This window comes from Sulfurivermis sp. (assembly GCF_059410345.1).
Map to the genome: position 1 here is coordinate 31,943 of NZ_JBLJDO010000019.1, position 22,826 is coordinate 54,768.

Consider the following 22,826-nt stretch of genomic DNA (forward strand, 5'->3'; position numbering starts at 1 on the left):
TTCTCCTCTCCTGTCTCGGGGAGGGAACCTATGTAGGATGGGTGGAGCGCAGCGCAACCCATCCTGCGTTGCTATTCCACATCCACCGTCAGCAGTTCCGCCTTGTGCGCCTCGAACAGGTCGAGTCCGTTGCGCACCGCGGTGATCACCGCGCGCGGCGTAATCGTTGCGCCGGTGAACTGATCGAACTGGCCACCGTCCTTCTTCACCTGCCAGCCGCCGTGGCCGAGGGCGGCGAGGCTGTGGCCGTCCAGGGTGGTGATCCAGCGATCTTTCTTCACCTCGATCTTGTCGCCCAGCCCCGGCGTTTCGTTGTGGGCGATGACGCGGGCGCCGAGTACCTTGCCGTCACGGTCGAGGCCGAGCAGCACCACGATGGGGCCGCCGTAGCCCTGGCCGATCATCTCGAAGGCCACGGCGCTGACCTGGCCCTCATGCGTGGCGCGGAACACGGTCTTGCGTTCCTTGTCGTTGATCGCGAGCAGGAGCGGATCGGCCAGCAGATCGTTGTCATGCAGCGCGGCGGGGATCACCTGGCTCAGGGAAGCCTGGCGATCCTCGGCCAGGCGCGCGGCGATGGCATCGCGCGTGTGCACATGGCCCAAGGTGAGCGTCGCGCCGGCGAGCATGGCGAAGCCGCCCAGCAGCGCCGCGGAATAGGCCAGGCGCTTGCGGTATTCCGGTTCCGGATTGGCCTTGTGCATCATTCCTTTTCCCGTCCCAGTTGTTCCGGCGCGTAGCTGAGTGGCGTGCCGCGGCGGTTGCGGCCGTAGACGCGCGGGCGCAGGTAGTGATCGATGAGCGGGGTGGCGGCGTTCATGATCAGCACGGCGAAGGCGAGGCCCTCGGGGAAGCCGCCCCAGGTGCGGATGACATAGACCAGCGCACCGCAGCCGGCGCCGAACACCAGCTGGCCGAGGCCGCTGCTGGGCGAGGTGACCGGGTCGGTGGCAATGAAGAAGGCGCCGAGCATCAGGCCACCGGCCAGGACGTGCAGCAGCGGGTCGGCGTAGCGCAGCGGGTCGACCAGGTACATCACTCCGGCGAGCAGGGCCACGGTGGCGAGCAGGGCGACGGGGATCTGCCAGGTAATGATGCGGCGGGCGAGCAGGAACAATCCGCCGAGCAGGAGCAGCAGGGCGGAGGTTTCGCCGAAGCTGCCGCCGCTGAGACCGAGCAGGTAATCCAGCGGCACGTACACGTCAGGCAGCGAGGTGTCGAGGCCGACGCCGCGGGTCAGCTCGGTCTTGCTGTGGCCGAGCACGGTGGCGCCGGTGAAACTGTCGAGCTGACTGCCGCCGCCGAAGGTGATCTTCAGGCTGTCGATGAAGCCGGGCGCGCCGGCGCTGAACAGCGGTTGCGGCGCGGCCCAGCGCGTCATCTCCACCGGGAAGGAGATGAGCAGGGCGACGCGCGCCAGCATCGCCGGGTTGAACAGGTTCTGGCCGATGCCGCCGAACACCTGTTTGCCGAGCACGATGGCAAAGGCGCCGCCCACCACACCGATCCACCATGGCGCCCAGGGCGGCAGGCTCAAGGCCAGCAGCCAGGCGGTGAGCAGTCCGGAGCCGTCGAGCAGAAACGCGCGCGTGGACTTGCCGGCGAGGTGCAGCGACAGCGCCTCGGTGATGACGGCGCTGAGCAGCGTGAGCAGGAACAGGAACAGCGCCGGCCAGCCGAACTGCCACAGCGCGAACACGGTGGCGGGGACGAGAGCGAGCATCACTTGCAGCATGATGCCGCGCACGCTGCGCTGGCCATGGTAGTGCGGACCGCTGATGGGGGTGGTCATGCCTCGGCCTCCTGCGCCTTCTTCGCCGCGCGTTCGGCCTTGCGCTTGGCGGCGGCCTCGGCCTTGGCCCTGGCCTCACGTTCCAGACGCGCCTGACGGGCCTGCACCAGTTGTTTGGTGTAGTCGTTCTTGCGCTTCTGCTGTGCGCGCGCGGCCAGCTCGCCCTTGGCGTAGTTGAAGTAGTGGGTGAGCGGCAGCTGCGCCGGGCAGACGTAGGCACAGGTGCCGCAGGAGAGACAGTCGGACAGGCCGTAATCGACGGCGCCGTCGAGGTCGTTGTTCTGCGCCCGCTTCATCAGCTCCAGCGGCATCAGGCCCACCGGACAGACGCGCACGCAGGAGCCGCAGCGAATGCAGGGCGAGGCACTGCCCTGCGGCAGTTCCGGTTTGCTCAGTGCCAGCACGCCGTTGCTGCCCTTGACGATGGGCACCATGGCATGTGGCAGCACCGTGCCCATCATCGGCCCGCCCATCAACAGGCGTTCCGGTTCGCCGCTGTAGCCACAATGGCGCAGCAGGTCGTCCACCAGGGTGCCGATGGGTACCTCCAGGTTGCGCCGGTCGCGCACTGCGCCGCCGCTTACCGTGACGATGCGCCGCACCAGCGGGCGACCGTGGCGGATCGCCTCGTGCACCGCGTAGGCGGTGGCGACGTTCTGCACCAGCACGCCGACCTGTGCGGCGAGGCCGCCAGCGGGCACCTCCAGGCCGGTGACGGTCTTGATCAGCTGTTTTTCCGAACCCATGGGATACAGCGTCGGCACCGCGACGACTTCCAGCTGGCCATAGCCTGTTGCCTCCGCACGCATCGCGGCGAGCGCCTGCGGTTTGTTGTCCTCGATGGCGATGATGGCGCGGCCCCAGCGGATGCCATGCAGGATCAGACGCACGCCGTCGATGACCTCGGCCGCGCGTTCGCGCATCAGGCGGTCGTCGCAGGTGAGGTAGGGTTCACACTCACCGCCGTTGATGAGCAGTGTATGGATGTGCTTGTTGGTGGCGCCGCCCAGCTTTACCGCGGTGGGGAAGGTAGCCCCACCCATGCCGACGATGCCGGCGGCAGCGACGCGCTCGGCGATCAGCTCCGGCGGCATCTCGAACGGGTCTTTCGGCAGCGGAAATTCGTCCCACTCATCCTTGCCGTCCGGTTCCAGCACCACGGTGAGGATCGGCAGGCCGGACGGATGCGGCGCGGTGAAATCGCTGACGGCGCGCACCCAGCCCGAAGTGGGCGCGTGGATCGGCGCCGACAGTGCGCCGCTGGCGCGCGCCAGCAACTGGCCCTTGAGCACGTGCTGGCCGATCTTCACCGCCGGCTCGGCGGGCGTACCGATGTGCTGCTGCATCGGGATGTACAAGCGCTCCGGCAGCGGCATGGCCTCGATGGCGCGGTCTGCGCTCAACTCCTTGCGGGTGGGCGGATGGATGCCGCCGCGGAAGCGAAACAGTTTCATGTCCGATTCTCCATCGATGAAACCCGTCGCAGAGACGCAGAGACGCGGAGGGTGTGAGGGCAAGGCGGCAGTGGATCGGCGTCCGCAGCCCCCAAGCGCCAGCCATCGCGTGCGGCCGGAGTTGCCAGCAGAGACGTGGGTTTTCTCTGCGTCTCTGCGTCTCTGCGACAAAAGGTTTTCAAGCGGTTCATGCTGCCACCAGTTGCGGTTTTGCCCAGCGCCAGGTGCGCAGGGTGGGCTCTTCCTCCACTAGGGCCAGGGCGCCGGTGGGACAGATGTCGATGCAGGCGCCGCAGCCGGTGCAGGCACGTTCCATCACCACGTGGATCTGTTTCGGTGCGCCGATGATGGCGTCGGTGGGGCAGGTGCGCAGGCACTTGATGCAGCCGATGCAAATGGTTTCATCCACGCGCGCCAGCTGCGGCTCGCCATCGTTCATCGCCGAGGTGTCGACGCTGATGCCGAGGGTGGTGCCAAGCGCCTCCACCAGCGCCTTGCCGCCGGGCGGGCACAGGGTCAGCGGCGCCTCGCCGTTGACCACTGCCAGCGCCGCCGGAGAGCAGCCGGGAAAGCCACACTGGCCGCATTGCGAGCCGGGCATCAGCGCCTCCACCTGCGCCACGCGCGGGTCCACCTCCACCTTGAAGCGGCGCGCAGCGAGGCCGAGCAGCCAGCCCAGGGCCAGGCCCAGAACGGTCAGACTCAGTACGGCAGCGAGCATGGTCGGTCACCTCATTACAAAAAGTGTTGAACCACGGAGAACACGGCGTGTTGCTGATCCTTCAGGACGTCGATCGCAAGGCCCGCTGCATCTGCGTGTTTGCGGTCATGCATCTCCGTGTTCTCCGTGGTTGATCGGAATGTGCGTTCATTTCACCGGCAAACCGGCAAAGCCCATGAATGCCAGCGACAACAGGCCGGCGACGATGAAACCGATGGGTGCCCCCTTGAACAGGGCAGGCACGGCGGCGAGCGCCAGACGCTCGCGCATGCCGGCGAACAGCACCATCACCAGGGTGAAACCCAGCGCCGAGCCGAAGCCGTACAGCAGGCTGTGCACGAAGCCGTTGCCTTCCTGCACGTTGAGCAGGGCGACGCCGAGCACGGCGCAGTTGGTGGTGATCAGCGGCAGGAAGATGCCGAGCATCTGGTACAGCGCCGGGCTGGTCTTGCGCACCACCATTTCGGTGAACTGCACCACCGCGGCGATCACCAGGATGAAGGCGAGGATGCGCAGGAAGCCGATGCCGAGCGGCTGCAGCACGAAGTGCTCCAGCAGCCAGCCGGCGAAGGCGGCCAGGGTGAGCACGAAGGTGGTGGCGAGGCCCATGCCCAGGGCCGAGTCCACCTTGCTCGATACGCCCATGAACGGACACAGGCCGAGGAATTTCACCAGGACCACGTTGTTCACCAGGGCGGTGCCGAGCAGCAGCAGGAGATATTCGGTCACGTTGCACACCTCTTCATCGATGCAGAGGTTTTTGCATCAACCGTGCCACGGCGGCGGGCGCGCGACTGCACCACCATAACCCCAGTGTTTGCACCGTTTTGTCGTGGGTGTGCACGCTTGTGGTGCAAAAACAGCGTTTGTTTTGTCGTGCGGCCGTGTGGTGCGACAGGTGTTTGTCGCACATTCGACAAAGGGGCCGGGCACCGGCAGCAGCGGCTCTGCCACGATTGGCGTGTGCCTCTGGCTGCGGGCACGCATCCTGCATTGCCCCCCACAAGGTTCCTATACGGTGCAGCCCATGTCCCAGCCCAAACAACCCGAGCTCCCCCTGGAGGCCCTCGCCGCGGTGGAGCGTTTTCTGAGCGCGCCGGCGCCCGAGGTGCCGGCGGCGGTGCTGCAACTGTTGGGTACCGCGCTGCACGGCAACCGCCGTCCCGGTCTGATGCCGCGTCTGTTCATGGAGGCGGTGGAGCAGGCGCCGGTGGCCATCTCCATCACCGACACCGCGGCCAACATCCTCTACGCCAATGCGACCTTCACCCAGGTCACCGGCTACAGCGCGGCTGAAGTGATCGGTCACAACGAATCGTCCCTGTCCGACAAGAGCACGCCGGCCATCGTCTATCAGGCGCTGTGGGGCCGGCTGCTGCAACAGAAAAGCTGGAACGGCATGCTGGTGAACCGGCGCAAGAACGGCGAACGCTATGTGGCGGAACTGACCGTGGCGCCGGTGTTGGACAGCGCCGGCACCACCACCCATTACCTGGGTATGCACCGCGACATCACCGAGATGTTCCAGTTGCAGCAGGAGCTGCAGAACCAGAAAGAGTTGATCGGCTCGGTGGTGGACGTGGCGCCGGCGGTGATCGCGGTGCTGAACGCAGGCGGTGAGGTGGTGTTGCAGAATCGCGCCTACCGCAACCTGCTTGCGGAGCTACACGGGCGTGACCCGGCGCAGCTGCTGTTCGGCGCCCCGCGCAAGGACGGCGCCGAGGCGCCGGCACGCGAGCTGCGCCTCGATTTCCCCGACGGGTCGACGCGCTGGTTCGTCTGCCTGCTCAGCCGCTTCAGCGCCCGCGACGGCAGCGCCGACGCCTATTTCAGCGCGCGTGAGGTGCACTACGAGTTGCTGGTGGCCCATGAGGTCACCGAGATCAAACGCCAGCAGGAGGAGGTGCGCATGAATGCGCTGCGTGCCCTGATGGCGGAGGAGGCCCTGGGACGCGGCCTGCGTGAGACGCTGACCGGTGCGCTGCACCAAATGCAGCGGCCGCTCAACCTGCTCAATGCCGCGGTGGGTATGCTGGAGCGGCGCAGCGAAGGCGACGATTCCCTGCTCGCGGTGCTGCGCCAAGTGCGCGACGAGGGCAGTGCGGCAGTGGAGACCCTGCGCGCCAGCGTGCCGCAGGAAATACAGGAGCCGCTGTTGCCGGTGAATCTCAACCAGCTGATCCACGAGGTGCTGCTGGTGAGCACGCCGCGCCTGCTGGCCGAGAGCATCGTCATCGACTGGCAGCCGCAGACCGACCTGCCGGTGATCAACGGTCGCGAGCGGCGCCTGCGCAACCTGCTCAAGCAACTGACCGACAACGCCATCGAGGCGGTGGCCGAGGGCGGCGGTGTGCGCCGCGAGTTGCATATCGCCAGCCGTGTCGAGGGCGAGTTCGTGGTGCTCCAGTTCGAGGACAGCGGCCCCGGCATCGCGCCGGAACTGCGCTTCAAGGTATTCGAGCCGTTCTTCACCACCAAGGGCGGCAATCATGCCGGCATGGGGCTGGCCATAGCACAGGACGTGGTCAATCAGCACGCAGGCACGCTGGAGATCGACCCGGCCCAGCGGGACGGCTGCCGCATCTGTCTGCGTTTCCCCCTCCATAGCGATAACGTACAGGAAGAGTGATGGTGTCCCGCCACGAAACCGTCAATCCCGCGCGCTCCCGCCTCATCGAACGTGAGCTGGAAGCGCTATATGAAGTGAGCAAGGTGTTGAGCCGCTCGCTCAACCTGCGCACCACCCTGCAGGGCGTGCTGGAAACGCTGCACCGCCTCGGCGGCCTGGAGCGCGGCATGGTGGCGCTGGTGGAGCCGGACAGCGGCGAGATGCTGGTGCGCGGCCTCTACACCAGCGAGCAGAGCGCGGTGGACAGCGTGCGCTACCGCCCCGGCGAAGGCGTGGTGGGCGCGATCCTGGAGGCGGACAAGATGGTGGTGGTGGAGTGCATCGCCGACGAGCCGCGCTTTCTCTCGCGCACCGGTCTGTACGAACCGCACCTGCCCTTCGTCGGCGTGCCGATCCGCGTCGGTGACGGCAAGCCGGTGGGCGTGCTGGCGGCGCAGCCCGCCGACCATGTCGACGGCCTGCTGGAGGACCGTGCCCATTTCATGGAGATGGTGGCCAACCTCATCGCCCAGAGCGTGCGCCTGTCCTGGGAGGTGGAGCGCGAGCGGCGCGATCTCAAGGACGAGCGCGACCAGCTGCGCCGTACCGTGCGCGGCAACTTCGGTTTCGACAACATGGTGGGCCACACCAGCGCCATGCGCCGCGTGTTCGAGATGGTGCGCCAGGTGGCGAAGTGGAACACCACTGTACTGGTGCGTGGCGAGTCGGGCACCGGCAAGGAGCTGATCGCCCAGGCCATCCACTACAATTCGCCGCGCGCCAACGGCGCCTTCGTCAAGCTCAACTGCGCGGCGCTGCCGGACAACCTGCTGGAGTCGGAACTGTTCGGCCACGAAAAGGGCGCCTTCACCGGCGCCGCCGCCCAGCGCAAGGGCCGTTTCGAACAGGCCCACGGCGGCACCATCTTCCTGGACGAGATCGGCGAGATCTCGCCCACCTTCCAGGCCAAGCTGCTGCGCGTGTTGCAGGAAGGCGAGTTCGAGCGCGTCGGCAGCAACCAGACCATCAAGGTCGACGTGCGCGTCATCGCCGCCACCAACCGCGACCTGGAATCGGCAGTGGAGAAGGGCGAATTCCGCGAAGACCTCTACTACCGTCTCAACGTCATGCCTATTCAGGTGCCGGCACTGCGCGAGCGTGCCGAGGACATTCCGGCCCTGGCCCAGTTTCTGGTGCAGAAGATTGCCAAGGCGCAGGGGCGTGAACTATCGATCACCGAGAGCGCCGTGCGTATGCTGATGCGCCACAACTGGCCCGGCAACGTACGCGAGCTGGAAAACAGTCTGGAGCGTGCCGCCATCATGAGCGAGGACGGCACCATCGACCGCGATGCCGTCAGCCTCACCGGCCTGGAAGAACAGATGCCCATCTCGCGTGCCGCCAGCCAGAGTGTCGATCTCGATTCGCCCGACCTCGATGAACGCGAGCGCGTCATCGCCGCGCTGGAACAGTCCGGCTGGGTGCAGGCCAAGGCGGCACGGCTGCTCGACATGACACCACGACAGATCGCCTATCGCATCCAGACGCTGAACATAAAAGTTAAACAGTTCTAGGGAAGCTCTGAATATGTTCAACGACATCATTCCCACGCTCCGCGTGGGAACGATGGACGATAGGAAGACCGAAACCAATATGCTTATACCCTGGCCCGCAAACCATCTCCTCGGCAACCCCGGCATGGATGCCACCCATGCCGAGTTCGTCGCTCTGGTCAATCGCCTCGCCGGCGTCGATGGGCGCGAATTCCAGACGCTGTTTCTGGAACTGCTCGACCACACCGGCAATCACTTCGGCGCCGAAGAGGCGTTGATGGAAGAGTCGGCCTTTCCGGCCAGCGCCGAACACCGCGCCGAACACTGGCGCGTGCTCGGCGACCTGCGTGCGATGGGCCAGCGCGTGGTGCAGGGGCGAATCGGCCTGGCGCGCAGCTACCTCATCGATCAAATCCCGCACTGGTTCGCCGTCCACGCCGCCACCATGGACAGCGCGCTGGCGGCGTATCTGGCGATGCAGGAAAATGCCGCACCGGTTAGCCACGAGGATTGATTCGCATCGTGTTCGAGTCCCACCTGTTCGTCTATGGCACCCTGCGCAAGGACGGCGCCAACCCCATGCACGATTTCCTCGCCCGCGAGTCCGACTTCGTCGCCCATGCCACCTGGCAGGGCCGGTTGTACCGGGTCGATTTCTATCCCGGCGCCGTGCCGTCGGATGACGCCACGGATGTGGTGCACGGCGAGGTCTACCGCCTGCGCCGGCCGCTGTTCGCCCTCGCCGAACTGGATCGCTACGAAGCCTGCGGGCCGGGCTTTGCGCATCCCACTGAATATGTGCGCGAGTTGCGCACGGTGCGCCTGCGTGACGGGCGCGAGGTGCCGGCCTGGGTGTATATCTACAACCGGCCGGTGGCGGGATTGGAGTTGATCGCGTCGGGGGATTTCTTCGCTACACGCTGATCGGCGGCATGCCATACCCCTGTGCATTTACTTCTCCCCCATGAACATGGGGGAGGAGAAGGCCCCCTCCCGAACTTCCCCTCATGCTTGGGGAGGAGAGCCGCCCGGAGCGGCGCACCACGTTCCAATGTCACATCCCCTCCACAGCCCCCTCCCAATGCGCGTAGCGTTCCCCACAAATGAACTTGTGAGAATCAATATATCCATGATTATTCAATAAGTTACTGTTCAGGCACGCCACTTGCACTGCCCTAGGCAAAGACCCAAGGGAGCAATGCGATGGCCACCACCACCCCCATTGAAATCAGCAAGAAGAGCGGTTGCAGCGCGTCGTCGTGCGGCAGCACGTCGGACCAGATGTCCCATCTGCCCGAACACATCCGGCAGAAGGTGTTCAACCATCCCTGCTATTCAGAGCAGGCCCATCATCACTTCGCGCGCATGCATGTGGCGGTGGCGCCGGCGTGCAACATCCAGTGCAACTACTGCAACCGCAAGTACGATTGCGCCAACGAGTCGCGCCCCGGTGTGGTGTCTGAGGTGCTGCACCCGGAGCAGGCGATCAAGAAGGTGATTGCCGTCGCCGCGGCGATTCCGCAGATGACGGTGGTGGGCATCGCCGGCCCGGGCGACCCGCTGGCCAATCCCGAGCGCACCTTCGCCACCTTCCGCGGCATTGCCGAGTACGCGCCGGACATCAAGCTGTGTGTGTCTACCAACGGCCTGTCGCTGCCGCAGCATATCGACGAGCTGGCCAAGTACAACATCGATCACGTCACCATCACCATCAACACCCTGGACGAGGAGATCGGCGCCGAGATCTATCCCTGGGTGTTCTGGAACCACAGGCGCATCCGCGGTCGTGCCGCGGCGCGCATCCTCATCGAGCAGCAGCAGCGCGGCCTGGAGATGCTCACCGAACGCGGCGTGCTGGTGAAGGTCAACTCGGTGATGATCCCCGGTGTCAACGACAGCCACCTGCAGGAGGTGAGCCGGGTAGTGAAGTCCAAGGGAGCCTTCCTGCACAACGTGATGCCGCTCATCGCCGAGCCGGAGCATGGCACCTATTACGGCGTGATGGAGCAACCCTCGCCCACGGCGCAGGAGCTGCAGGCTTTGCAGGATGCCTGCGCCGGCGATATGAACATGATGCGCCACTGCCGCCAGTGCCGCGCCGATGCGGTTGGCCTGCTGGGCGAGGATCGCGGCGCGGAGTTCACCCTGGACAAGATTGAGGCGATGGAATTCGACTACGAGGAGATCCGCGCCCGGCGCGCCGCGGTGCAGTCGGCCATAGTCGAGGAGATGAACAAGCCCAAGGTGCAGGTGGCGACGGTGTCGCTGGCGGTGCTGAAGCGCCGTGCCGCGGCGACGCCGCCGGTGCTGATGGCGGTGGCGAGCAAGGGCGGCAACGTGGTGAACCAGCATTTCGGCCACGCCACCGAGTTCCTGGTGTACGAGGCCTCGAGCAATGGGGTGCGCTTCGTCGGCACGCGCCGCACCGATCAGTACTGCGTCGGCTCGGATCATTGCGACGAAGGCGAGGACAAGCTGGCCCTGGCCATCACCGCGCTGGACGGCTGCCGTGCCGTGCTCTGCGCCCGTATCGGCATCACGCCGTGGGAGGCGCTGGAGGCGGCCGGCATCAAGCCGGACAGCGACCACGCGATGGAACCCATCGAGGAGGCGGTGGCGGCACTGTATGCCGCCATGGCCGAGGCGGGCGAACTGGCTGCCGCGCCCAGCGTCGGCGCCAGCGTGGCGTAAACCGGGGGAGACCGATCATGGCATTCAAAATCGTTGCTGCATGCGTCAACTGCTGGGCCTGCGAGCCGCTGTGCCCGTCGCAGGCAATCGCCGCCGCGGTACCGCACTTCGTCATCGATGGGAAGAAGTGCACCGAGTGCGACGGCGACTATGCCGATGCCCAGTGCGCCAGCATCTGCCCCATCGAGTGCGCCATCGTCGATGCATTCGGTGAGCCGCTCAATCCGCCGGGTTCGCTGACCAATATACCGCCGGAACGTATTGCGGCGCTGGGGTGATGATCATGTGGCTGCGGATGATGAAGTTCTGTTTCGGCATGCTGGACCATGACGGCTACGGCCATCTGCCGCAGCGGGCGCGCGTGCGCCATAGCGCGCTGCTGCACTACAGCCGCAGGCGCTGAGTGCCATGCGCGTGCTGTTCTACGAAAAGCCCGGCTGCGTCAATAACACGCGGCAGAAGGCCATCCTGGCATCCGCTGGCCTGGAGGTTGAGGCCTGCAACCTGTTGACCGAACCGTGGACGGCCGAGCGCTTGCTCAGCTTCTTCGGTGCGCGCCCGGTGGCGGAGTGGTTCAACCGCAGTGCGCCGGCAGTGACGTCCGGTCGCGTGGACCCCGGCGCCGTCAGCGCCGAACAGGCACTGGCGCTGATGCTGGCTGACCCGCTGCTGATCCGCCGTCCGTTGCTGGATGTGGAGGGATGGCGCGCCGTGGGGTTCGAGGCGGCGGATGTGATGGCGCTGCTGGGCATCGATTTGAACACGGCGCAGGCGGACGAGTCCTGTCCGCGTACCGCAGGACACCGCTGCAGTTAGCGGAGGACCGTTCGGACGACGAATCGTACAGACGAAGGAGATGGTCATGATGGTGCTGACGATGAATGAGATGGCGACGCTGGATGTGCGCGACCTGTATGCGGAGCTGAAGGCGCAGGCGGCCGGACTAGGCAATGACGAGCCGCTGGCGCGCATGCTGGCCAGCCAGCGCGCCGGCCTCGGCGCCATGCCGTTCTGCCTCGGCCTGTCGCACAAGCAGTTCGCCGCCATGATGCGGCTGCACTTTCCCGGGGCGGCGGCGGAGGCCTGGATGGCCGGGCCGGAAGTTGACCTGGCACGGGCGCCGGAGCTGGACGAGTTGCGTACGCTGTTCCTTGCCCACTGCCCCAGGGTGACGCCGGAGAAGGAGTGGATGGCGGACATCCTGGCCGCCGGCTGTACGGGCAGCGACCATCTGTGGCAGGACCTGGGCCTGTGGTCGCGCCAGGATCTGTCGGCGCTCATCGAGCACAACTTTCCTGCCCTCAAGGCCAAGAACGACCGGGACATGAAGTGGAAGCGCTTCTTCTACAAGCAGCTTTGCAACCAGGAGGGCGTCTATACCTGCCGCTCGCCGTCGTGCGAGGTGTGCGACGATTATCTGCGCTGCTTCGGGCCGGAGGAGTGAGCAGCTACTCCACCCACGGGTCTGAAAGACAGCGTCTACCGCACAGGCCAGAATTTGCTTTGGACTTAGCCGTGCCAGACATTCAGGTCGAGGACCGCGCCGTGGCCGCCTACCTGGGCCTCGCCATTGGTGATGCCCTGGGCGCCACGGTGGAGTTCATGACGCCACGCGAGATCCGCGCCGAGTACGGTGTGCATGACACCATCCGCGGCGGTGGCTGGCTACGGCTTAAGGTCGGCGAGGTCACCGACGACACCACCATGGCGCTGGCACTGGGGCAGTCGATCCTGGAGCAGGGGCGGGTGGATGCCCTGGCCGCCGCGCGCGCCTTCGATGGCTGGATGCGCAGCAAGCCGGTGGACATTGGCAACACGGTGCGCCGCGGCATCCTGCGTTTCCGCCAGACCGGCGATACCTGCACCCCGCCCAACGAGCATGATGCGGGCAACGGCGCCTGCATGCGTGTGTTGCCTGTGGCGCTGGCGACGCACAATCACGACCGTGCAGCGGTCAGGGAGGCCGTGCTGACGCAGGCGCGGGTGACCCACAACCATGCCCTGTCCGATGCGGGCACGCTGTGTGTCGTCGAAATGGTGCAGGCCTTTCTCGCCGGGCGCAGCCGCGTCGAGGTGCTGCATGAGCAGGTGCATCGGCTTATCGAACAGCATCCGTCTTTTCGCTTTCGCGGTGGCAAGCCGCGCGAGAACCCCACCGGTTACATCGTCGACACCCTGCAGACGGTGTTTCAATGCTTCTTCGATACCGATAGCTTTGCCGACTGCCTGGTGGAAACGGTCAATCGCGGCGGCGATGCCGATACCACCGGCGCCATCGCCGGCATGCTGGCCGGGGCGTGCTACGGCCTGGCGGGCATCCCTACCGCCTGGCTCAAGGCGCTCAGTCCCGCGGTGCGCACAGCGTGCGAACAGCAGGCGCGGGCGCTGCTGGCACTGCACTCCTGACGAGCTGATGACGTTGCCGATGTAGGCCGGGTTAGCGGTGTATCTTATAAAGCAACAGCACCGTTACACCATGCCGTTCAGCGGATAACGTATGTCGCAGCAGATCACATGCCACGCTGTGCCACGGCGTACCGCCTGGGACAGGGTGATATTCATGGCGGCATCGGTGACGGAGAAATACGGCCGGGTGATCTGCAGCGTGCCGGGTTCGGCGATGGCGCGGCGGAAATAGCTGCGCCCGCTCCAGTCGCAGCCGGTGGTGGCGCGCAGCGGGGCATAGCGCGGGTGCAGCGTGGTTCTGTTGTGAGGCGGCACGAGGTTGCCACCCAATTGCACGCCGGCTCCATCCAGCACATAACAGCGCAGGACATCGCTGCTCGCGAACAACGGGGCCGCGGCCTCCTGCAGCGCGGTGCCGGCGGCATAACGCGCGCTGCACTGCTCGAAGGCCCGGCTGCAGGGTTGCAGGGCGGCGGCGTGTCGTGTGGCCTCGCCATGCAGGCCGGCGCGTGCGGCGCGACTCAAACTGTCGAACAGGCTGCGCGGTGCAATGTGTAACTGCGCGGCGGGGGCCGGGCGGGCGAAGAAGTAGCCCTGGGCGAAATCGGCGTCCGCCTCCATGGCCAGCAAGGCCTCGGCCTCGTCCTCGATACCCTCCAGTACCACCAGGCAGCCGGCCTCGTGCAGCAACGCCACTAGACTGGGCAGCATGCGGCGGGCGACGCTATTGCTGCGCGCCTGCTGCAACAGGCTACGATCCAGCTTCACCATGTCCGGCGCCAGGCGCAGGATACGGTCGAAATTGGAGTGGCCGGCGCCGAAGTCATCGATGGCCACCAGACAGCCCAAATCCTTGTAATAGCGCACCGATTCGGCCAACTGGCCTTCGTCGGTGATTTCGTTTTCCAGTATCTCCACCACCACCTGGCTGGGGGCAAGTCCGCTGTGCGCCAGCAGCTCGGCGAAGAATGGGCCGTACAGGCTGCCTTCGATCACCACGCGCGGGTTGATGTTGAGAAACAGCCAGGTGTCGGCACGGGCGAGGCTGCGGTAATTGCTCGCGTGCAGCATGCGGCTGGTGCGGTCGAGATGCACGATGCCCTCAGTGGTTTCCACGCTGCCAAATACCTGTAGCGGCGATACCGCGGCGCCGGCGGCATTGCTTGCCCGCAGCAGCGCCTCGTAACCGACCGGACGGCCATGGGCCAGGCCGAAGATGGGCTGGAACGCGCTGCTCAGCTGATATTCCTTGAACGTGGCAGTGGCGAGTCCGTTTTGTTCCTGAACATTGTCGTGCAGCAGTTGATCGAGAAAGGAGCGCTGGTGCGCCGGTGGCAGGCGCACGTCGGTGCGGTCCTGGGGCGGCAGAAAGAATTCAGCGGGGGCGTTCATCTCGGACGGCTTTCACTTTCTTGTTCACCTTGCCGGTGAGGTAGTGGAGGAAGTCATCCATGTTGTCGTAGTCCATGTCGATGGCGAAGGCGGTGACGGCGTCGGTGAGCTGACGCAGGCGCGCGATTTCCTCATGCGAACGGCCGCAGGCGCGGCAGTGGGTGCCGTCCTCGGTGCAGGCGGTGCGGTTGACGCAGGTGGTGAATTTCATGGCAGATCAACTCAATTGGGTTGGGTGAATTTTGCGGGAGCCCGGTGCACCGGGCTTCCGCAACCGTATCAGGCAGTGTGCACCTGCGGTGGCAGGGTGCCGCTCAACAGTGCCTCGATACCGGCGTCGATCACGTCGAGGCCGAGTTTGGCGCAGAAGCGCCGTTCCTTCGCCGTGGCGTTGGGGATTAGCGCCCAGCCGGCGGGCTGCGCCGCGTCGTAAATGATGTTGGACAGCACCATGCGTTCGGTGTCGCGGGTCAGCGACAGGCCGATCAGCAGGTAGCGCATCCCCTTGCGCTGCTGCTTGAGGAAGGAGGGGATGGCGAAGCCGCCCATCAGCTCGGTGATGTAGTCCACGTAGTCGGCGTCGGCGGCGATGTAGCTGGCCTGCGGCTGCGGGCAGCCCATGGGCTTGAACAGCACCGGCAGCGAGGCGTCGGCCTCCTCCTGGGTCACCTCGCGGTAGGCGCTGCCGTTGTATTGATAGATACGGAAACGAAAGCCGCCGACCATGCGGGCGAAGCCCTGGATGAGCAGATGCGGCGTGGTGCGATAGCTGTCCTGCAGCTGGGTGTCGCGGTTGATGTCGATGACGTAGCGCGGCTTGATTTCCGCCAGCCAGTCGTGCAGCGGCGCACGGCTCCACTGGGTGTCGGCGTAGGTCTTGGTGAGGAAGCGGTTGACGAAGCTGCGGCCCTTTTTCAGCTCCAGGTTCATGGCGGCGCGGGGGAATTCGTACATCAGCTTGGGTGCCATCGGCCGGCCGCCGTTCATGGCCAGGATCAGGCTTTCGCCGTCGGCGGGGATCGGTGCGCCGGCGGCATCGACCGCGCCGCGCAGGGCATCGGGACCGAGGTAGGCGGCGATGCTGCCGTCCTTCAGGCCGGCAACGATTTCATCGAGATGCAGAGTGGTCATGGAAGGCTCCTTGCGTGCGTGCGTGCGTGCGTGCGTGCGTGCATGCGTGCGTGCGTGCGTGCGTGCGTGCTGGCGCAAGCATTGCAATTAGCGGGCCGACCTTTGAAATGACTGTTTTACTGGGGTTTGCGGCGGCCGTATTGGGGAGGGACGCACCAATTTGTCGCGATTGCGACAAAGCGCTCCCTGTTACAAGGCATGGCTTTGCACCTCGTAGACCCCGCCGATGACGATGTACTCGTCCTCGCCCTTGAGCCGGCCCGGCAGCAGGCGGCTGTAGGCGAGGATCTTCGGCAGCGGCACGTCCACTTCCAGAATGCGATCGCCGAATTCATCGGCCCGTTCGCGCTGATCGGTGAAGGAGTTGGCGCTGTTGAGCAGCAGAATCTGCCGGCCCTTGCCCGGGCTGGCCAATACGTCGTGCTGTTCCAGGCGGTTGACGCCGCGGTACAGGCGCAGGTGGGTGGTGTCCGGGTGTTGTCGGCCCAGTTCGTATTGGCAATAGGCGTAGAGCAGGTCGAGCTGTGCCTCCAGGGCATTGGTGCTGTACAAGCCTTGGGCGCGCGCCTCCATATAGGCGTGATAGGTCGCATCGTTGGCGTCGCGGATCGGCGCGCCGTGATGGCGTGGCAACAGGCCGAAGCGCGATTCCACCCAACCCTTTACCACCGCCCCCTCGCGGCCGTCGGCATCGAAGGACCAGCCGCGCAGCACGCGCAGGTAGTCGGCCTTGTGGCGTTGCAGCCGCGACGAGGGATCGAGCCCGGCCTGTTCCGGTGCATCGAGCAGAAAGTGCGCAGCGAGATAATCCATGAACAGATGCGCGCGGTGCTCGGCGCGCTCCAGCGGCGCCAGCAGACGGTACAGCTCGCGGTGCAATTCGGCCACGCCGTCGATGCGCAGGGCGGTGGGATGGCGCTGGAAGGTGAGGCTGCCGAGGATTACCGCAGGTAGGTTGCAGCGGTTGATGGGCAGGCGCGCGCAGGCCGGCAACATGGGGTTCGGGGCGGCCGGGGGGGCTTTGTCGCTAACCATACAGCTGCTGCGCCTTTGTCGTACATGACACTGCCTGACGGCACCGTGTCGAATTAAAAAATTCCAGTAAATCCAGTGTTCTAACGCGTGATTTCGATGTTGGCATGGGCGTTGCTCATACCTGTTCGACAGGTTAATCCGTGTCCCAACGCAAGGAGAACATACCATGGCACTACGTCAATGCGCGATTTACGGCAAAGGCGGCATCGGCAAGTCCACCACCACCCAGAATCTGGTGGCGGCCCTGGCCGAGGCCGGCAAGAAGGTGATGATCGTCGGCTGCGATCCCAAGGCTGACTCGACCCGTCTGATTCTGCACTCCAAGGCTCAGACCACTGTAATGCACCTGGCCGCTGAAGCCGGCTCGGTGGAGGACCTGGAGCTGGAAGATGTGCTTTCCGTCGGTTACGGCAGCGTGAAGTGCGTCGAGTCCGGTGGCCCGGAGCCCGGTGTGGGTTGCGCCGGCCGCGGCGTCATCACTGCCATCAACTTCCTGGAAGAGGAAGGCGCCTACGACGAAGACCTGGACTTCGTGTTCTACGACGTGCTGGGTGACGTGGTGTGCGGCGGCTTCGCCATGCCGATTCGCGAGAACAAGGCGCAGGAAATCTACATCGTGGTGTCCGGCGAGATGATGGCCATGTACGCCGCCAACAACATCGCCAAGGGCATCGTCAAGTACGCCAGCTCCGGCGGCGTGCGTCTGGCCGGCCTGATCTGCAACAGCCGCAACACCGCCCGTGAAGACGAGCTGATTGAAGAGCTGGCCCGTCAGCTGGGTACCCAGATGATCCACTTCGTGCCGCGTGACAACGAAGTGCAGCGCGCCGAGATTCGCCGCATGACCGTCATCGAGTACAACCCGAAGGCCAAGCAGGCCGACGAGTACCGTGCCCTGGCGCAGAAGGTGATCAACAACAAGATGTTCGTGATCCCCACTCCGCTGACCATGGACGAGCTGGAAGACGTGATGATGAAGTTCGGCATCCTCGAAGAGGAAGACGAATCCATCGTCGGCAAGACCGCGGCAGAGCTGGCGACGGCCTGACGCACCGGTAGGGTGGGTGGAGCGCAAGCGAAACCCACCGTGCCAGGAAGTCTGATGGGTAGCGCTGCATTCCACCCATCCTACATTGATCTTTTTCATCGTCCGCCGGATTAGGCGGCGAGAGGAGAAAACCATGACGACGATGACCCGAGAAGAGACCGAGGCCCTCATCAATGAGGTGCTCGAGGTCTATCCCGCCGAGGCCCGGGAGGATCGTGCCAAGCATTTGATGGCCAACGACCCCAGCCTCGACAAAGCCGGCAAATGCATTACCTCCAACCGCAAGTCGCTGCCCGGCGTGATGACCATCCGCGGCTGCGCCTACGCCGGTTCCAAGGGTGTGGTGTGGGGTCCGATCAAGGACATGATCCACATCTCCCACGGCCCGGTGGGCTGCGGTCAGTACTCGCGCGCCGGCCGCCGCAACTACTACGTCGGTACCACCGGCGTGGACACCTTCGGCACCATGAACTTCACCTCCGATTTCCAAGAGAAGGACATCGTGTTCGGCGGCGACAAGAAGCTGGCCAAGCTGATCGAGGAAGTGGAGACGCTGTTCCCGCTCAACAAGGGTATCTCTGTGCAGTCCGAGTGCCCCATCGGTCTCATCGGTGACGACATCGAGGCCGTTTCCAAGAAGGCCGCCGCTACACTCAACAAGCCGGTTGTGCCGGTGCGCTGCGAAGGCTTCCGCGGCGTGTCCCAGTCCCTCGGTCATCACATCGCCAACGACGCCATCCGTGACCACATGCTGGACGGCGTGGAAAAGAAGGAGGGCGGTCCCTACGACGTGTCCGTCATCGGAGATTACAACATCGGCGGCGACGCATGGTCCTCGCGCATCCTGCTGGAGGAGATGGGCCTGAACGTCGTGGCGCAGTGGTCCGGCGACGGCACCGTGGAAGAGATGAAGGCCTGCCCGCAGGTCAAGCTCAACCTGCTGCACTGCTACCGTTCCATGAACTACATCTCCCGCTTCATGGAAGAGAAGTACGGTATTCCATGGCTGGAGTACAACTTCTTCGGCCCTACCAAGATCGCCGAAAGCCTGCGTGCCATCGCGGCCCACTTCGACGACAAGATCAAGGAGGGCGCCGAGCGCGTCATCGCCAAGTATCAGCCGCTGATGCAGGCGGTGGTCGACAAGTACAAGCCGCGCCTGGCAGGCAAGAAGGTGATGCTGTACGTCGGTGGCCTGCGCCCGCGCCACGTCATCGGCGCCTACGAAGACCTCGGCATGGAGGTGGTCGGTACCGGTTACGAGTTCGCCCACAACGACGACTACGACCGCACCGTCAAGGAGATGGGCAACGCGACCCTGATCTATGACGATGTCACCGGCTACGAGTTCGAGGAGTTCGTCAAGAAGGTCAAGCCCGACCTGATCGGCTCCGGCATCAAGGAGAAGTACATCTTCCAGAAGATGGGCATCCCCTTCCGCCAGATGCACAGCTGGGACTACTCCGGTCCGTACCACGGCTACGACGGCTTCGCCATCTTCGCCCGCGACATGGACATGGCCATCAACAGCCCCACCTGGAGCGGCATGAAAGCGCCGTGGCTGGCGGGTTCCGAGGCCCCGGTAGCGAAGGCCGTGAACGAGTAAGACCAATCTGCCGCAGAGATGCAGAGGCGCAGAGATGACTATGCGGTTGGCGCTCTGCGGCAGGTAACTACGCATGGAACGGAACGCATCTAGTGCTCTGCGTCTCCGCGTCTCTGCGGCAAATCTTTACTGAGCCGTCGTCCACGCATGAGTGGCGCGGCAGGAGAAATGCAATGAGCCAGTCTGCTGAAAAAGTGAAGCCGTGCTATCCCTTGTTCCGCGAGCCGGAATACAAGGAAACTCTCGCCAACAAGCGGGCGAAGTACGAAAACGTCGTGCCCAAGGCCAAGATCGACGAGGTGTTCCAGTGGACCACCACCAAGGAATACCAGGACCTCAATTTCCAGCGTGAGGCACTGACCGTTGACCCGGCCAAGGCCTGCCAGCCATTGGGCGCCGTGCTGTGCGCGCTCGGTTACGAGAAGACCCTGCCCTACGTGCACGGTTCGCAGGGCTGCGTGGCCTACTTCCGTTCCTACTTCAACCGCCACTTCAAGGAGCCAGTCGCCTGCGTATCCGACTCCATGACCGAAGACGCGGCGGTATTCGGCGGCCAGAAGAATATGCACGCCGGCCTGGAGAACGCCAAGGCGCTGTACAAGCCGGACATGATCGCTGTGTCCACCACCTGCATGGCCGAGGTTATCGGTGACGACCTGAATGCCTTCATCGGCAATGCCAAGAAGGGCGGCAGCATCCCCACCGAATTTCCGACTCCGTTCGCCCACACCCCGTCCTTCGTTGGTTCGCATGTGACCGGCTGGGACAACATGGAAGAGGGCATCCTGCGTTACTTCACGCTGAACGAAATGGAAGGCAAGGCACCGGGCAAGAACGGCAAGATCAACTTCGTTCCAGGCTTCGAGACCTACCTGGGTAACTACCGCGTCATCAAGCGCATGATGCAGGAAATGGGCGTCGAGGCGACCTTGTTGTCCGACCCGACCGAGGTGCTCGATACCCCGGCCGACGGCCAGTTCCGCATGTATGCCGGCGGTACCAGCCAGGCCGAGATCAAGGATGCACCCAACGCCATCACCACCGTGATGCTGCAGCCGTCCCAGCTCGAAAAGACCAAGAAGTATGTCGAGACCACCTGGAATCACGACGTGCCCAAGCTCAACATCCCCATGGGGCTGGCCTGGACCGATGAGTTCCTGATGAAGATCTCCGAGCTGACCGGCAAGGCCATCCCGGACTCGCTGACGCTGGAGCGCGGCCGCCTGGTCGACATGATGACCGACAGCTATGCCTGGCTGCATGGCAAGAAGTTCGCCCTGTACGGCGATCCGGACTTCCTCATGGGGCTGACCAAGTTCCTGCTGGAGCTGGGCGCCGAGCCCACCGACATCGTCTGTCACAACGCCAACAAGAAGTGGGGTAAGGCGATGAAGAAGATGTTGGAGGCGTCGCCGTACGGCAAGGAGACCCAGGTGCATGTCGGCGCCGACCTGTGGCACCTGCGCTCGCTGTGCTTCACCAACAAGCCGGACTTCCTCATCGGCAACAGCTACGGCAAGTTCATCCAGCGCGACACGCTGTACAAGGGCGAGGAGTTCGAGGTGCCGCTGATTCGCCTCGGCTTCCCGATCTTCGATCGTCACCACCTGCACCGCATGACCACCCTGGGTTATGAGGGCGCCATGTACATCCTCACCACTCTGGTCAACGCCGTTCTGGAGCGTCTCGACGAAGAGACCATGGGCATGGGCACCACCGACTACAACTTCGACTTGGTGCGGTAAAGGAACAGTTACGAGCTTCGGGTTTCGAGTTTCGGGTTTTCGGCCCGGACTCGAAGCTCGCAACTCGCAACTCGCAACTGAGGTTCAAGAGATGCCCAGCGTGATGATTCGACAGATGGCGGACGGCAGGCTTTCCTTCTACGTCGCCAAGAAAGACCTGGAAGAGACCATCGACACGATGGAATTTTCCACGGCGGAGAAATGGGGCGGCGAGGTGAAGCTGACGGATGGTTCGTTGTTTTACATCGACCCGATGCCGGCACCGAAGCTGCCGACCACCATACGCGCCAAAAAACTGTAGGAGCTACCATCATGGCCTTGTATATCGTTAAAGAAGAGTGCACCTCCTGCGGCGACTGCGAGCCGGTCTGCCCGACCCAGTCCATCGTGAAGAAAAAAGGTCTGTACGCCATCAACGCCGACACCTGCACCGAGTGTGAGGGTGATTTCGACGATCCGCAGTGCGTCGATGTCTGTCCCATCGACAACTGCATCCTGCCGCTGGAGGCATGACGCCATGGGCGCCCAGGGGCTTACCCGGGAGGCGGCGCTGCGTATCGGTCTGGCGGCACGGAAGCTGCCGGATACCGACAGCGCTGAATTGATGCAGGTGCTGGTGCAGGCCGTCGGCATGCCGCTCACCGAGGACAAGCTGGCCCAGATCACCGTGCGCACCCTGCGCAGCGCGGCCGACAGCCGCTACGGCAACGTGGCGATGCCTGCCATGAAGGCGGCGATGGACTGCCTGTGGGGCAAGGCCACGCCCGCCGTCGATGACCCGGACCTGCCCAAGCCCGTGAATTACCAGGCAGGCGACATGCCCGGATCGATCCGCGTCGCCATCGCCTCCAACAGCGGCGAGAACCTGGACGGCCACTTCGGCAGCTGCCTGCGTTTCCTCATCTATCAGGTGGCGGCGGACGAATTGCGCCTGATCGACGTGCGCCGCGCCAGCACCGACGGCGAGGGCATCGACAAGAACGCCGATCGCGCGACGCAACTCAATGACTGCCAGCTGCTGTGCGTGGTATCCATCGGCGGCCCGGCGGCGGCCAAGGTGGTGAAGGCCGGCGTGCATCCTATCAAGTATCCGCACGGCGGCGAGGCACAGGTGATCCTGGCCGATCTGCAGCGGGTGCTGGCCGGCTCACCGCCGCCCTGGCTGGCCCGCATCATGGGCCATCGCGCCGACCTCGAGCGCTTCATGCCCGACGCCGAGGAGGCGTGAGCCATGGCCGTCAACGACGCGCAGCTGGCGGCCATCGCGGCTGCCATTGACGATCCGGCGGCGCCGGGGCTCGCTGCGCGTCTGCGCGCTGATTTCCCGGCGCTGACCTTCACCGTCTGCGCCGATGATGACGTGATTCGCGCTAGGCCGGTGGTGGAGCGCGAGCGCTTCAATCTCTATCTGGTGGACGGCAGCAGTCATTGCATGAGCCTGACCAGTGATGCGGCGGTGGCCAGTGGGGTGGTCGTGGCCGAGGTGTCATGAAGGGCAGTCGTAGCAATACAAAATAAGGCTCTTCCCCGGATCGAGTGGGTAGCTTAGCCTGTTGAACCATGAGAGACATAGACCTGTACGCCCAGATTCTTGGATTGCGGTCGCCGTGGAAGGTGGCCGATGTGCAATTGTTGCGTGATGCC

The 22,826-nt window shown here is 64.6% G+C and carries 25 protein-coding genes; 16 read left to right on the plus strand and 9 right to left on the minus strand.

All coding sequences use genetic code 11. The annotated features are described in order from the left end of the window. Window positions 1-71: 71 nt before the first annotated feature. From rsxG to rsxA, 5 genes are all read right to left on the minus strand, one after another. Window positions 72-707 carry an electron transport complex subunit RsxG gene (rsxG, locus tag ACMV8A_RS12830; protein ID WP_495326260.1) on the minus strand — a complete coding sequence of 212 codons (636 nt, stop codon included), beginning with the start codon at window positions 705-707 and terminating at the stop codon, window positions 72-74. Next, window positions 704-1,792 carry an RnfABCDGE type electron transport complex subunit D gene (locus tag ACMV8A_RS12835; RefSeq protein ID WP_495326261.1) on the minus strand — a complete coding sequence of 363 codons (1,089 nt, stop codon included), beginning with the start codon at window positions 1,790-1,792 and terminating at the stop codon, window positions 704-706. Before ACMV8A_RS12835 ends, rsxG begins: the two co-directional genes overlap by 4 nt. Beyond that, the gene (gene rsxC, locus ACMV8A_RS12840) at window positions 1,789-3,246 is read right to left on the minus strand and encodes an electron transport complex subunit RsxC (RefSeq protein ID WP_495326262.1); all 1,458 of its coding nucleotides are present in this window, start codon (window positions 3,244-3,246) and stop codon (window positions 1,789-1,791) included. Before rsxC ends, ACMV8A_RS12835 begins: the two co-directional genes overlap by 4 nt. Before the next feature lie 187 nt (window positions 3,247-3,433). Beyond that, window positions 3,434-3,967, minus strand: a complete 534-nt coding sequence (locus tag ACMV8A_RS12845; protein ID WP_495326264.1) for an RnfABCDGE type electron transport complex subunit B — start codon at window positions 3,965-3,967, stop codon at window positions 3,434-3,436. A gap of 147 nt (window positions 3,968-4,114) precedes the next feature. Further along, entirely contained in the window at window positions 4,115-4,696 is a 582-nt protein-coding gene (gene rsxA / locus ACMV8A_RS12850) for an electron transport complex subunit RsxA (RefSeq protein ID WP_495326265.1), read from the minus strand. 298 nt (window positions 4,697-4,994) lie between these two features. Between rsxA and nifL the strand changes: the two genes are divergently transcribed. The 9 genes from nifL to draG all read left to right on the plus strand — a co-directional run bounded on the left by nifL (window position 4,995) and on the right by draG (window position 13,225). Next, a complete protein-coding gene (nifL, locus tag ACMV8A_RS12855; protein WP_495326266.1) occupies window positions 4,995-6,596 on the plus strand; it encodes a nitrogen fixation negative regulator NifL in 1,602 nt (533 codons plus the stop codon). After that, window positions 6,596-8,149, plus strand: coding sequence for a nif-specific transcriptional activator NifA (gene nifA / locus ACMV8A_RS12860; protein ID WP_495326268.1), 1,554 nt, complete (start codon window positions 6,596-6,598; stop codon window positions 8,147-8,149). Before nifL ends, nifA begins: the two co-directional genes overlap by 1 nt. Before the next feature lie 79 nt (window positions 8,150-8,228). Further along, on the plus strand, window positions 8,229-8,642 hold the full coding sequence (locus ACMV8A_RS12865) for a bacteriohemerythrin (protein ID WP_495326270.1): 414 nt from the start codon (window positions 8,229-8,231) through the stop codon (window positions 8,640-8,642). An 8-nt stretch (window positions 8,643-8,650) separates the two neighbouring features. Further along, window positions 8,651-9,052 carry a gamma-glutamylcyclotransferase family protein gene (locus ACMV8A_RS12870; RefSeq protein WP_495326271.1) on the plus strand — a complete coding sequence of 134 codons (402 nt, stop codon included), beginning with the start codon at window positions 8,651-8,653 and terminating at the stop codon, window positions 9,050-9,052. A 279-nt stretch (window positions 9,053-9,331) separates the two neighbouring features. Next, the gene (gene nifB / locus ACMV8A_RS12875) at window positions 9,332-10,819 is read left to right on the plus strand and encodes a nitrogenase cofactor biosynthesis protein NifB (protein ID WP_495326272.1); all 1,488 of its coding nucleotides are present in this window, start codon (window positions 9,332-9,334) and stop codon (window positions 10,817-10,819) included. A gap of 17 nt (window positions 10,820-10,836) precedes the next feature. After that, the gene (locus tag ACMV8A_RS12880; protein WP_495326274.1) at window positions 10,837-11,097 is read left to right on the plus strand and encodes a 4Fe-4S dicluster domain-containing protein; all 261 of its coding nucleotides are present in this window, start codon (window positions 10,837-10,839) and stop codon (window positions 11,095-11,097) included. Between the two features lie 130 nt (window positions 11,098-11,227). Beyond that, complete coding sequence (locus ACMV8A_RS12885) at window positions 11,228-11,635, plus strand: ArsC/Spx/MgsR family protein (RefSeq protein ID WP_495326275.1); 408 nt, start codon at window positions 11,228-11,230, stop codon at window positions 11,633-11,635. A 46-nt stretch (window positions 11,636-11,681) separates the two neighbouring features. Further along, complete coding sequence (locus ACMV8A_RS12890) at window positions 11,682-12,263, plus strand: nitrogen fixation protein NifQ (protein ID WP_495326276.1); 582 nt, start codon at window positions 11,682-11,684, stop codon at window positions 12,261-12,263. A gap of 71 nt (window positions 12,264-12,334) precedes the next feature. Further along, window positions 12,335-13,225 (plus strand): ADP-ribosyl-[dinitrogen reductase] hydrolase, encoded by an 891-nt coding sequence (draG, locus tag ACMV8A_RS12895; RefSeq protein ID WP_495326277.1) that lies wholly within the window; start codon window positions 12,335-12,337, stop codon window positions 13,223-13,225. Between the two features lie 63 nt (window positions 13,226-13,288). Here draG and ACMV8A_RS12900 read toward each other — a convergent pair whose 3' ends face one another. From ACMV8A_RS12900 to ACMV8A_RS12915, 4 genes are all read right to left on the minus strand, one after another. Next, window positions 13,289-14,617 carry an EAL domain-containing protein gene (locus ACMV8A_RS12900; RefSeq protein WP_495326279.1) on the minus strand — a complete coding sequence of 443 codons (1,329 nt, stop codon included), beginning with the start codon at window positions 14,615-14,617 and terminating at the stop codon, window positions 13,289-13,291. Next, a complete protein-coding gene (locus ACMV8A_RS12905) occupies window positions 14,601-14,828 on the minus strand; it encodes a hypothetical protein (RefSeq protein WP_495326280.1) in 228 nt (75 codons plus the stop codon). The genes ACMV8A_RS12900 and ACMV8A_RS12905 overlap by 17 nt, the downstream gene beginning before the upstream one ends. 68 nt (window positions 14,829-14,896) lie before the next feature. Then, complete coding sequence (locus tag ACMV8A_RS12910) at window positions 14,897-15,748, minus strand: SIR2 family protein (RefSeq protein ID WP_495326281.1); 852 nt, start codon at window positions 15,746-15,748, stop codon at window positions 14,897-14,899. A gap of 189 nt (window positions 15,749-15,937) precedes the next feature. Continuing rightward, a complete protein-coding gene (locus tag ACMV8A_RS12915; RefSeq protein ID WP_495326283.1) occupies window positions 15,938-16,783 on the minus strand; it encodes an NAD(+)--dinitrogen-reductase ADP-D-ribosyltransferase in 846 nt (281 codons plus the stop codon). A gap of 166 nt (window positions 16,784-16,949) precedes the next feature. On the opposite strand from ACMV8A_RS12915, the gene nifH reads away from it, so the two are divergent. The 7 genes from nifH to ACMV8A_RS12950 all read left to right on the plus strand — a co-directional run bounded on the left by nifH (window position 16,950) and on the right by ACMV8A_RS12950 (window position 22,674). Beyond that, entirely contained in the window at window positions 16,950-17,831 is an 882-nt protein-coding gene (gene nifH / locus ACMV8A_RS12920) for a nitrogenase iron protein (protein ID WP_495326284.1), read from the plus strand. Window positions 17,832-17,964: 133 nt separating this feature from the next. Further along, window positions 17,965-19,437, plus strand: coding sequence for a nitrogenase molybdenum-iron protein alpha chain (gene nifD / locus ACMV8A_RS12925; protein ID WP_495326286.1), 1,473 nt, complete (start codon window positions 17,965-17,967; stop codon window positions 19,435-19,437). 173 nt (window positions 19,438-19,610) lie between these two features. Continuing rightward, window positions 19,611-21,182 (plus strand): nitrogenase molybdenum-iron protein subunit beta, encoded by a 1,572-nt coding sequence (gene nifK, locus ACMV8A_RS12930; RefSeq protein WP_495326287.1) that lies wholly within the window; start codon window positions 19,611-19,613, stop codon window positions 21,180-21,182. A 91-nt stretch (window positions 21,183-21,273) separates the two neighbouring features. Beyond that, entirely contained in the window at window positions 21,274-21,483 is a 210-nt protein-coding gene (gene nifT / locus ACMV8A_RS12935) for a putative nitrogen fixation protein NifT (protein ID WP_495326288.1), read from the plus strand. A gap of 11 nt (window positions 21,484-21,494) precedes the next feature. Beyond that, window positions 21,495-21,695, plus strand: coding sequence for a 4Fe-4S binding protein (locus ACMV8A_RS12940; protein ID WP_127477631.1), 201 nt, complete (start codon window positions 21,495-21,497; stop codon window positions 21,693-21,695). A 4-nt stretch (window positions 21,696-21,699) separates the two neighbouring features. Then, on the plus strand, window positions 21,700-22,410 hold the full coding sequence (locus ACMV8A_RS12945; RefSeq protein WP_495326289.1) for a dinitrogenase iron-molybdenum cofactor biosynthesis protein: 711 nt from the start codon (window positions 21,700-21,702) through the stop codon (window positions 22,408-22,410). Window positions 22,411-22,413: 3 nt separating this feature from the next. Further along, window positions 22,414-22,674 carry a DUF6129 family protein gene (locus tag ACMV8A_RS12950; protein ID WP_495326290.1) on the plus strand — a complete coding sequence of 87 codons (261 nt, stop codon included), beginning with the start codon at window positions 22,414-22,416 and terminating at the stop codon, window positions 22,672-22,674. Window positions 22,675-22,826 lie beyond the last annotated feature (152 nt).